At 42.3% G+C, this 11768-nt stretch carries 8 protein-coding genes; 7 read left to right on the forward strand and 1 reads right to left on the reverse strand.

From position 1 onward, the window contains the following. The first annotated feature begins 93 nt into the window (after positions 1–93). Positions 94–1527, forward strand: a complete 1434-nt coding sequence (locus AC4II3_RS27080) for a hypothetical protein (protein ID WP_488013775.1) — start codon at positions 94–96, stop codon at positions 1525–1527. A gap of 304 nt (positions 1528–1831) precedes the next feature. On the opposite strand, the gene AC4II3_RS27085 is transcribed toward AC4II3_RS27080, so the two are convergent. Continuing rightward, a complete protein-coding gene (locus AC4II3_RS27085; RefSeq protein WP_488013773.1) occupies positions 1832–5464 on the reverse strand; it encodes an NB-ARC domain-containing protein in 3633 nt (1210 codons plus the stop codon). A gap of 741 nt (positions 5465–6205) precedes the next feature. Here AC4II3_RS27085 and AC4II3_RS27090 point away from each other — a divergent pair. The 6 genes from AC4II3_RS27090 to AC4II3_RS27115 all read left to right on the forward strand — a co-directional run bounded on the left by AC4II3_RS27090 (position 6206) and on the right by AC4II3_RS27115 (position 11463). Beyond that, positions 6206–6742: a helix-turn-helix transcriptional regulator gene (locus tag AC4II3_RS27090; protein ID WP_488013771.1), complete on the forward strand. Its 537-nt coding sequence runs from the start codon at positions 6206–6208 to the stop codon at positions 6740–6742. A gap of 182 nt (positions 6743–6924) precedes the next feature. Continuing rightward, on the forward strand, positions 6925–7380 hold the full coding sequence (locus AC4II3_RS27095; RefSeq protein ID WP_488013769.1) for a helix-turn-helix domain-containing protein: 456 nt from the start codon (positions 6925–6927) through the stop codon (positions 7378–7380). Between the two features lie 408 nt (positions 7381–7788). Further along, positions 7789–9144 carry an RNA-guided endonuclease InsQ/TnpB family protein gene (locus AC4II3_RS27100; protein WP_488013767.1) on the forward strand — a complete coding sequence of 452 codons (1356 nt, stop codon included), beginning with the start codon at positions 7789–7791 and terminating at the stop codon, positions 9142–9144. A 52-nt stretch (positions 9145–9196) separates the two neighbouring features. Continuing rightward, complete coding sequence (locus AC4II3_RS27105; RefSeq protein WP_488013765.1) at positions 9197–10114, forward strand: nucleotidyltransferase domain-containing protein; 918 nt, start codon at positions 9197–9199, stop codon at positions 10112–10114. 6 nt (positions 10115–10120) lie between these two features. Continuing rightward, positions 10121–10879: a nucleotidyltransferase domain-containing protein gene (locus tag AC4II3_RS27110; protein ID WP_488013763.1), complete on the forward strand. Its 759-nt coding sequence runs from the start codon at positions 10121–10123 to the stop codon at positions 10877–10879. A 71-nt stretch (positions 10880–10950) separates the two neighbouring features. Further along, a complete protein-coding gene (locus AC4II3_RS27115; protein ID WP_488013761.1) occupies positions 10951–11463 on the forward strand; it encodes a hypothetical protein in 513 nt (170 codons plus the stop codon). Positions 11464–11768: the final 305 nt, after the last annotated feature.

Raw genomic sequence — 11768 nt, forward strand, 5'->3', positions numbered from 1 at the left:
TAAAACCTAAAACCTAAAACCTAAAACCTAAAACCTAAAACCTAAAACCTAAAATAATAATTTGTACCTCACCCAATTTAACAGAGTGCTATAGTGAGCGATCTAATCTATCCAACTCTCGATTTATTTTTATATGACTTACGAGATGCTCTCAACCTCACTGAAGCTGAGAACGAAGAAAAGCAAGCTAAGTTCCGAGCTAAACTCCCAGCAGATAGTCAATTCTCTGACCCTGATCTAGAAACTAAATATTTAGAACTCCTCCCTAAGCAAAAGTATTATGACTTTACGACAGCAAACAATACCCTAGAAGGTTACTACTACCCTGTTCGCTTAAATGATACCTATGGCTTGCAAATTGATTGTTCCATTAACAATCAAACCGACCCCCAAACCCCTGAGTGTTTTGCCCGACTCAGAGCCGAAATTGAATGGAGATTACAAGGTGAAACAGCGACCCTAGGGCAAACTTGGATGCTTTCTGGATGGTTAGCTAAAACGTCGAGCAAAAGCTACGAATACATTGCTCAATCCTGTTATCAGGTTTTCCAGACAGCGGCGAATTGGTCACAAGATTTACAGGGAGAATCAACACCGGAAAGTTCGACCAAACAGGAAAAAAACATTGCCAAATCTGGTGATCAGGTTTTCGATAAAGGGGCGAATTGGTCACAAGATTTACAGGGAAAAGGTAGCTTATTTGGTGGTCAAGTTTTTGAGCTGTGGCGATATCAACCCCATAGTCAGAGCAACAGCCATGTGATCATTATGATATTTCCTGACCAAGCAAGTATGGAAAAGGCAGCGGAGTTGTATACGGATTGGATGGGTCTGTTTAGTTATAGAAACAAAATTTTATGGGCTTACAGCCAAAGTCGCTTAATCAAAAAGTCCTTGGTAAATTTCTATAAGCAGGTTGAAGCCAATCAGAAAATTATCGCTGACCAAAACGCTTCTGGCTTTAGAGACGAAACCCTCGCAGCCAAACTCGATGACATTCAAAAGTATTTAGGGAACTATACCCTGGATTTGCCTAAACTAAATTTTCAAAACCAAATTATCGAGATTAATTTATTCAATTATCAAACCCGTTTAGAAATCATCAACCAAAAATGCCAAAAATTCGGTGCCGATAATAATCTAGAGTTTTTAGAAACCTTTAGTAAAGAAGTAAAGGAAAATTACCTATTGCAGGTTACTAAAGACTATGATATAATGGAGGTTGCCTTAAGGTTGCTAGAGACGAGGCTCAATGCCATTCGTAGTCAAATTGAGCTGGAAAAAGCAGAACGCGATCGCAACTTCCAGACTCTAGTAACGGTAGTTGGTGCTGGAACAGCGGTTACAGCTTTAGTGGATTTTGAAGGGAAGCAGTGTCAGGCTGTATCCAAGCTGATTCCACCCATGGAGAAGAGCTGTGACAACCCTTTGATCAATAGTGTGATAGTACCAGTTGTGCTAATCGTGATCTTTGGAGTAATTGCTTTGTGCTTGAAAAAAATCTTATCAGGTATTAGGTTGGGGTGAACTGAACTCTTGCACCATTGTTTAATCCATTGGTGGGCAGTGCTCACCAATGGGCTTTGGTCAGCAAGTGAATCTAACGGATGCACTGCCCACCCTACATCTGTTCCGAGATCCGTAGAGTGGGCATCCTGCCCGCCCGGCCATCTTGGGCATCCTGCCCGCCCGGCAATAAGCATGAAACTGGCAAGATGCCAGTTCTACGCAAGATGCCAGTTCTACGCAAGATGCCAGTTCCACGCAAGATGCCCATTCCACAGGTGCGACCCGTCGCACCGCTCCCGACTACCGACAACTGCCACGAAATCTAATCAACTGCTCCCAACGCTTTCAGGGACGTCATCGTTGCTTTTGTTAAACCAGTAACACCAGCTATATTCATCCCCTCATAGGGTCTAGGCACTCTCAGGGTTTTGATACATTCACCCTTCTCGATATCCCAAAACCTAATTGTGCCATCGTTGCTGCTACTAGCCACCATTAAACCATCTCGACTGAACGCAACAGACCATACCACATTAGTATGGCCATGGAGAGTTTTTAAACATTCCCCTGTCTCAACATCCCAGAGCTTACAGGTTTTATCATAACTACCACTGGCGATCAGTTTACCATTAGGGCTGAACGCCACTGAGCGTAAGCGATGGGTGTGTCCGCGCAACGTGTTGAGACATTCACCAGTGCCAACATCCCAGAGCCTAACAGTGTGGTCTTCACAGCCACTAGCGAGAATTCTGCCATTTCCACTAAACACAACGGACTTGATGATATTCCGGTGTCCGTGCAAAGTACTCAAACAGTCACCGGTGCTAATATCCCAGAGTTTAACGGTTTGGTCTTCACTGCCACTGGCGAGGGTTGTCCCATCTGGACTGAAAGCCACTGACCAGACCAAACTCGTGTGTCCTAGTAAGGTGTTGAAACACTCACCGGTGCTAATATCCCAGAGTCTCACCCCATCATCATTATGACCACTGGCTAAGATTTCTCCATTGGGACTAAAGGCGACTGAAAGTACCCACTTGGGTCCGTGGAAGGTGTTGAGACATTCACCAGTGCTAATATCCCAGAGTCTGAGGGTTTGGTCTTTAGAGCCACTGACTAATATTGCACCATCTCGACTGAAGGCAACAGAAAATATCAAATTGGTATGTCCTCGTAAGGTATCGAGACATTGACCGGTACGAACATCCCAAAGTCTTACGGTTTGGTCTTCACTGCCACTGGCGAGGGTTGTCCCATCTGGACTGAAAGCAATAGACCATACACCATTGGTATATCCTCGAAACGTGTTGAGGCATTGACCGGTGTTAATATTCCATAGCCTTACAGTTTGGTCATCACTACCACTTGCTAAGGTTACGCCATCTGGACTAAAAGCAATAGACCAAACGCCATTGGTATGTCCGTACAACTTATTGATGCATTCACCGGTGCTAAGATTCCATAGCCTTACGGTTTTGTCATCACTACTACTGGCGAGAGTGGTTCCATCTTTACTAAAGCCAATTGACCGTATGCTTTTTGTATGTCCCCGCAGAATCTTAACGCATTCACCGGTACTAAGATTCCATAGCCTTACAGTTTTGTCATCACTACTACTGGCAATAGTAGTTCCATCGGGGCTGAAAGCCACTGACCTGACCTGATGAGAGTGTCCTTGCAAGGTGGTGAGGCATTCACCTGTATCAGAGTTCCAGAGTTTGATAGTTTTATCTTCACTGCCACTAGCGAGAATGGCACCATCGCGACTACAAGCTACGGCTCTTACGGTCTGGGAGTGCTCTGGCAAGGTGTTCAAGCATTCACCGGTACTAACATCCCAGATTCTGACGGTCTTATCGCCACTGCCACTAGCAACAATTGTGCCATCTCCACTCAAAGCAACTGACCATATTCTACTCCTATGTCCTCGCAAGGTGTGGAGGCATTGACTGGTAGCAATATCCCAGAGCCTGACGGTTTGATCTTCAGAGCTACTAGCCAAAATCTGAGTATCTTCACTGTTACCATCATCTAGCCTAGTAAAGGCCAAAGACCATACCCAACTGGTGTGTCCCTTCAAAGTTAAGCGGTATTGACTATCAGCAATTTGCCACAGATGAATCTTGCCCATGCTATCACCTGCAGCCAAAAGCTGGCTATCGGGGCTAAATGCTACTGACAAAATACTACCAAAAGGTTGAGTAAAAACTGATTTAGCGATGGTAGCATTAGCGAAGTTTACATCTAGCAACTCTACCCCCTGAAGGTAAGCTTGCCAAATAGTGAGATTAGAAAAATCATAACCCCTTAAATCAGTTTTCAGTTGGCAGAGCAGATTAAGGATATTACCGGGTGCATAGCCTACCCTTTGCACCAAGTTTTCTCTTATCTTTGAAAGACTACAATTTAGGGTTTCTTCCAGACGACATTGACTAGTAAAACTAGCGATTAGCCGGTCGATTAATGGTTTGAGTATCAGACGGGATTGAGCTTCCCGAACGTACTGTTTTGCCAAAGCTTTCAGCAAACAATGAGAATTAAACAGAGCTATTTTATCTGTGAGTATTTCCTGACTAACCTTGTCAATGATTGTCTCAGTAATGTACTCGATCAGGACAGGTTGCAGGGTAAAGCCTGCTGAACTTTTTTCCAAAGGTAAACGTCTTTGCAGGGATTGCAGTGTTACTGGTAACTGCTGTTTAGCCACTGGTGAGAGGATATCCTCTCGGAGTTGGGCAAGGGAAACTGCTTCGCGATTAATTGCCAACCAGTACAGAATGTCCTTTTCGTAGTCTGACAAGTGCTCAAAGTGCCACGTTAACACTTCACGAAAGTCATCGAAGACTGGTTTTCCTTCTGTTAAAAAGTCACCAATATTACCCAAAAAGACTTCATCAATATGCTTGGCAACAATTTCTAGGGATAAAGGATTACCGTTGTAAAACTCAATCAGTTTTTGCCATTGCTGATCTGAACCAGAGAACGAGGCAATGGAATTAAAGATTTTCTTGCCATCTGAAACTTCAAAACCGCTTAATTCCAGACAACGAACCGGTCGTGTTTTGCCTTCAAGTCTGGCAATGGCGTGGGGCTTCTCTCGGCTGGTGATCAACAAGCAGCTTTGATGGGAGACTTCTCCAATTTGTCGGAACAGTTGCTCATACTGCTCATATCCCTCTCGATATTGCCCAGGCTTGTCACCACCTTGTAGAATTGACTCCGCATTATCGAGGATTAGCAAACAGCGATGCTCACGCAAATAGTGAAGTAGTCGTGATAGTTGAGCATCGATGGTGTCTGGGAAATCGGTTTCTACCTGGTTGGAGAGAAATTTGATCAGCTCTTCGAGAATTTTGGTAATGGGAGGAGCATTAAGTAGCGATCGCCAAATCACATACTCAAACTCATCCTGAATGCCATTGGCTAGCTTCAGGGACTGATCAGTGCCAATTCCACCCTTACCTAGCTTCAAGGAGAGTCCAGTTTTGCCAATTCCACCCATTCCTAAAATTGCCACCACTCGGCAACGATCCTGGAGAATCCATTGCACTAGGGTAGCTAATTCTTCGGTACGTCCAAAGAAAACTGGCACATCCGGCGCTGCTGACCAATCTACTCGATTTGAGGGGATTTTAGTGGTTGTCTTCTGGATTGAGGACTTAGGGAGGTTATTCTCAATCACATATTCCCAGTTAAGTCCTAAAACTTGGCAAAATATCTGGAAAACTTGGGCATTAATCGGCTTTCCTTGCAAGAAGCGTTTCCAAGTAGCTAGGGAGACACCAGGAGCATAGATTTCTTGCAACCCATACTCCGAGGATGCCCAGTCGATATCTGGATTTAAGATCTTACTCGCCTCGACCAGCCATCTGTGATCCTCTATTGTCCATCCCTTTCGGTTTCGATACTGTTTAATTGTTAGTCTTCCCTGTCGAGACGCTTGTAAAGATGGCAAAATCTCACCTCAGCTATAGGATTTACAAATAGGTCATCAAGAATCTTGCTGATGTCTGATCACATCAAAAACGCTTTGGAGCTCTTTCCTACTGTTCCCTGTTCTGTGATCCGAAGTTCCCGGTTTCGACGGGTCTGCTGTTTACATCTCAAATAAAAATGCATAATATATTAGAATCCAACCAATACCTAAACTCAAGGAAATCGCAGCTAAACTCTGGTAAACGCCCTTAGGCATATTCCAGGTCTAAGAGGCTATTTTAAAGGTGTTGGATCCTACTCGTACATACCCCCCTAACCCCCCAAAGCAAGGGGGTTAAGTGGCTCAAAGTCCCTGAGATTTGGGATTATTATGGCTCATGCCAAACATGTGCTACTTCTCAAACATCCTCGCAACACGCGAGAACCTTTGGGAGCCTTTGTCAGTAGACACACTCCCTTGCGTCAGTAACAAGATCGCCGAACACTTAGGTGCCCTTGACCCATTAAGAATTAAATTCGCCACGGGTCGCACCTCAGGAAACCTCTTCACAATCCTGTTCACAATTCTTTGCTACTTGATGTGTTAATAATTCAAACTAGAGCCAGCTAAGAGCTCAGGAATATTATACTTTATTTTACCAATTGTCAAGTGCCACTTTTGGCTCATCTGTTGTGATCTGCAGCTGAGCCAAAACTGTATCTAGCAAAGACTGGACAAATTCGGAATTCTGGATAATGTGTAATTCAGGTTTAAGTAGTCATGGCACGAACAAGATCAGAACCCCCATTACTGATCCAAGCAATCCTTGAGGGGTTTGTGGATGGGGTGCTGATTCTAACTACTAACCAAGATTGGTTTCATGCCAATGAGTGTGGACGTCGAATGTGTTCTCAAATCACTCAAGGTAGGTCACAGATAAATTCTATCCCTGACCCAATTTGGCGAGTTTGCGAATCATTAATTGATAGTCGTGAGTGGTTTGGCGACCGCAAGCTAATTCTCGAAGCTGAAATTAAAGTAGATAAGTCAGTTAAGCTTCGGGTTAGGGTTAGATGGTTAACGTTAGAATTATCCCCAGAACCTTACCTCTTAGTAACCCTAGAAGATCAACATCAATCTTCTCAAAATTCTGCTAGCACTGATGCGCTCAAATATGGGTTAACGCCTCGGGAAGAAGAAATCTGGTCACTTAAAAAAGCCAACTTGACTTACAGAGAAATTGCCCAGCAGCTATTTATCAGCATCAATACGGTTAAGAAGCACTTAAAAAATATTTACGCTAAACAAAAATACTGATGTGGTATCACCACATATATCATGATGTATTAATTTTTTGATGGTTTTAGGGATGACATAGTGAGTGGTAAACATTGATTTTATTTCATAACCAGCATCAAAGATATTACTAATAACATAAACAATAAATTTAAGTTAACTATAAAAATAATAAAATTTACCATAATAATCAGAAAAAAATTATGTCAAACAAAGAAAACAGAGAGTTAAATGAATGGATTAAGAAGAATCCAGATGCAAGAGAATTAAAAAGAGCGCTGGCTGTAAAATTTGCCATAGACGGCTGGGACTATCAATCAATATCCGAAGCTTTAAATGTATCAAAGAGCTTCATTAGTAAATGGAAAAAACGATTTAGTACAGCGGGAGTAGAAGGATTAAAATTATCTTACAAAGGGGGAAAAGGCTATTTAAATAAAAAAGAAAAAGAACAAGTAATTGATTGGATACAAAAACAATCTGATTGGGACTTATATGAACTTAAATTTTATTTAATTGAGAAATATAATGTAGTTTTCAAGTCTCCAAGTAGTTATTATTACTTGCTTGCAAAAGCCAAAGATAATTGGCAAAAAACAAAAAAAAATAATCCTGTTAAAAAACCAGATTTATTGGATAAATTACTGCATTGCTTGTAGCATAGTTATTAATTTTAGGTTTTACTTATAAATGCTATACTGGTTTAACAAAGTAGGGGGAGTTTGAGGGGGCGAAATTCCCCCACCTGGCCTTTGGCCACGCTACGCGAACGTCCAGGTGGGGGATGGATAGCCCTCTCAAATACCAGAGATCTGTTTTCTGACCCAGCTCTCTATGTATTCTCCAACGCTTACCCCGGAGTCTTTAGCTGCTAACTGCAACCACTTCCAAGTCGTATCTGTTAGCCAGATTCCGTGTTGTCTTTTTAGCTCGTCATAATGAGCGGGCGCGCCCCTCATTCTTTTCTGAGGTTTTTTCCTTTTTGTGGTTGAAATTTGTATTTACCATCAACTAGACTAATAGTATAGCAAGCCAAGAATACAAAATTCAAGGAGGTGATTCCATTTATGGCGAATCTCAGACAGACATTTCGTCTATATCCCAATAAAACAGCTACATCAAAAATGTTTTATGCGAGAAAACTGCACCAGTTGCTTTACAACGCCGGGATAGGTGAACGCCGTTATGAGTGGAAAGTCAACAAAAAGTCTATAGGATATTTTGATCAGCAAAACTGTTTGCCTGATTTCAAAAAATGCTGGCCGGAATATAAGGAGTTATATAGTACGTCTTTGCAAGCTACTCTAAAGAGAGTAGACCTAGCTTATAATCGGTTCTTTCAAGGATTAGGTGGAATCCCAAAATATAAGCCAATTCGGAACTACTCCGGATGGACTTACCCTAGTAAAGCTGGCTGGAAAGTGAATACTGACGGGAAGCATGGGACTTTGACACTGAACGACCTCGGTCTCACTATAAAGATGCGTGGGCAGGCAAAGTTTTGGGGAACACCAACAACCTTAACAATTACTTACAAGCCTAGTGTAAACGCTTGGTATGCTTCAATAACTGTCAAAGCAGAAACCCCATTAACTAAATATGGTTCAGAATCTGATTTGACGTACGAGAAGATCGTAGCCTATGACCTGGGGACTGAGACAGCAATCACAGCCTTCAATGGCAGCGAGTTCGAGGAGATAGCTAACCAGCGTTTTACTAAAACTCTAGAGCCTAAAGTGAAGGCAGCCGGGAAAGAAAAACGTAGAAAGCAAGCTCCTAATTTCAAAAAAGGCATAAAGGCGTCTAAGCGTTGGAAAAAAGCCAACAAAAAGGAATCCCAGTTAAAAAGGAAAGTTGGCTTGGCGCGCAAAGACTGGCAACACAAGGTTACGTCAGATCTATCTAGTCGTTATGACATCGGCGTAACTGAAAAGCTCAACACGAAAGGGATGACCCGAAAAGCAAAAAAAGGGTCAAAAAGAAAGAAGCAAAAAGCTGGATTGAACAAAGCCATTCTAGATGTAGGATTCGGTACTCTCAATAAAATGCTGACCTACAAAATTGAACTCAAAGGCGGAATTGTCCTTCAGTTACCAAGTAGACAGCTAAAACCATCTCAGCGCTGTCCAAAATGTGGAAAAGTTCACAAAGAATGGGCTGAACTATCGAATAGATACCACACCTGTGATGCTTGCGGGTTTGAACTTGATAGAGACAAGACAAGCACAATGGTGATGTTCAATGCAGCTAATGGAAAACAGCCGGGGTACGGAACTGACCTCGACAAACGTGGATTTTCTAGCTCTACCTCAAAGGCCAGTAAGCACACTGGATCGATGAGGCAACTGGGAAAGATGAAGCGTCAAAAATCACGCTCATCAGACGGGTCTGCTGATACCCCGTCCTCGTCCAGGGCGGGGTAGTTCATTAGATTAAACTTGTTGTAATAGGGTTTATACAAAAAACTTATAATAAATGAATCCTCACCTAATCTTGCCAGTCGGTACCCAAGTTGTAACTCGTGTGGCTGCTAAAAATTCTGCTGGTGAAACATTATGTGTACAAGGCGCAGTCGCTGTAATAGTAAAAGCACCAACAGATGATTCCCATGCGTATCGGGTGCGTTTGCCTAATGATAGGGAAGTTACCCTACGTCGCCATGAATTTAGTATTCGTAAACACTTCCAAAAAGAAGGCTTACAGCTCTCGGAAGACTTACTCACAGAGTTAAATTTATATGATCATGTTATCTACCGCTGTGTAGTAGGGTCGAGAGCATTTGGTCTGGATGATGAAAACTCTGATATAGACAGACGGGGTATTTACCTGCCACCAGCTGTGCTTCACTGGTCACTGTATGGGATTCCGGAACAGTTAGAAAACCACGAGACTCAGGAGTGCTACTGGGAGCTTCAAAAGTTTATCATTTTGGCACTGAAGGCTAATCCAAATGTGTTGGAATGTCTCTACACACCACTAGTGGAAACAGCCACTCCTCTAGCAGAGGAATTGCTAGCTATTCGAGATATTTTTCTGTCTAGGTTGGTTTACCAAACCTATAATGGGTATGTGATGTCCCAATTTAAGAAAATGGAGCAAGATTTTCGGACTAAAGGAGCAGTTCGATTAAAACATGCTATGCACTTAATCCGTTTATTGCTCTCAGGTATCACAGTCTTGAAAGAGGGGTTTGTACCAGTTAAAGTTGAGGAGTATCGGCAACAACTCCTAGCCATCCGTCGGGATGAAATGCCATGGGAGGAGGTTACGGCTTGGCGATTGAGTTTACATCAAGAGTTTGATGCTGCTTTTGCTAACACCAATTTGCCAGAACGTCCTGATTATGAAGCAGCTAATGAGTTTTTGATTAAAGCACGTCAAAGTAGGGTTTAGTTATATATGAATTTAAACCAAAAACTACTAACTGTAATTTCTACTCAACCCCATCCACTGTTATTTGCTACCCTCAGTGGAGCGCATTTGTATGGTTTCCCTTCACCAGATTCTGATTATGATTTGCGTGGTAGTCACATTCTGCCAGTACAGAAAGTTATAGGACTAGAGCCGGGACCGGAAACGATTGAAGTTTCGGAAATTCGGGATTCCATAGAACTGGATCTAGTCACTCACGATATCAAAAAGTTCTTTGAGATGCTGCTGAAAAAGAATGGTTATGTCTTAGAGCAGCTGTACTCACCCCTAGTTATTCACACTACACCGGAGCATGAGGAATTAAAAGCGATCGCAAAACAATGCATTACTCGCTACCATGCCCATCACTATCTAGGATTTTCCCGAACCCAATGGAAACTGTTTCAAAAAATGAGTCCATGTCGGGTCAAACCCTTGCTTTATGTCTATCGGGTGCTGTTGACTGGTATCCATTTAATGAAAACTGGGGAAATAGAGGCTAACTTGGTTAAGCTGAATGAGGTGTTCCAGTTACCTTATATTCCAGATTTAATCGCTCGAAAGCTAGCAGGAGCAGAAAAGTCTGTATTGGAAGATACAAATTTTAATTTTCATGAGGGAGAATATAGTCGTCTACAGAGTCAATTAGAGGAAGCTTCTGAGTCTAGTTGGTTACCAGAAGCACCATCAGCTAAGGATGCGTTGAATGATTTGCTCTGTAGATTGAGAATGGCACATTTAAAGTGAAATTGCAATAGCAAAGGGAACAGGGAATAAAATTTATAGGAAACGCTATAATAAAGATTTGCAATTGTGAAATGAGAGTGAAACGATTAGCAATTCCTAGTATTATAGTTGTTCTGCTTATGCTTGGTTGTGCTAGTGAAACTCCAGCAGATAAAACCCAGCCTCGGAAGGTAGCAGGGGATTGTGGTGAACGTCAATGTCAGGAAGTTTTAGCTGACCTTGACGATAGTTTTCCTGAACAAATAGCTGAATGGGAAAGAGAGTGTAGTGATAGCAAACATTTAAGTTTAAAGGTTTTTGAGAATCCAGGACAACCCCAGCGAGTCAGTTTTTTTTGTTGGGATAAACCACTAGGAAATGGCAGTCGCACTGGTACATGGTTGGGGGTTTTGCCCTTAGTAGCCAATGATTCTACGTTTGTGAAGCCATTAGTTTGCTCTAATTCTGATCAACAGTGCCAGAAAGTATTACCTCAATTACGCACAAACGCTCCAGAGCTAGTCCAGAAAGCAGAATTTAAATGCGCGACTAAACAGGGGTCTCTATTTTTGATAGTTTCTGAGCAGGTAATCGATATTCGTTGAGGTGCGACCCGTGGCGAATTTAATTCGCCAACGGAAAGCGCACCTAAGGTTTTTTTGCCACTTCTGTTTGGGATGAAAATGGCGATGGCTTAGTGGATAATGAAGACCCAGTTAGTGTTGATATTTCAGTGGGTATTTTTAAACCCTAAGGTAAGCCTTTAGCGATCAGTGGTCAGTGGTCAGTGGTGCGCGTAGCGCTTAAGCTTACGCTAATTTAGTATAATATAAAAAGATATTTCACCTCTTTACTACTATTGCCTATTGCCTATTGCCTATTGCCTATTGCCTATTGCCTATTGCCTATT

The sequence above is a fragment of the Moorena sp. genome, assembly GCF_982860115.1.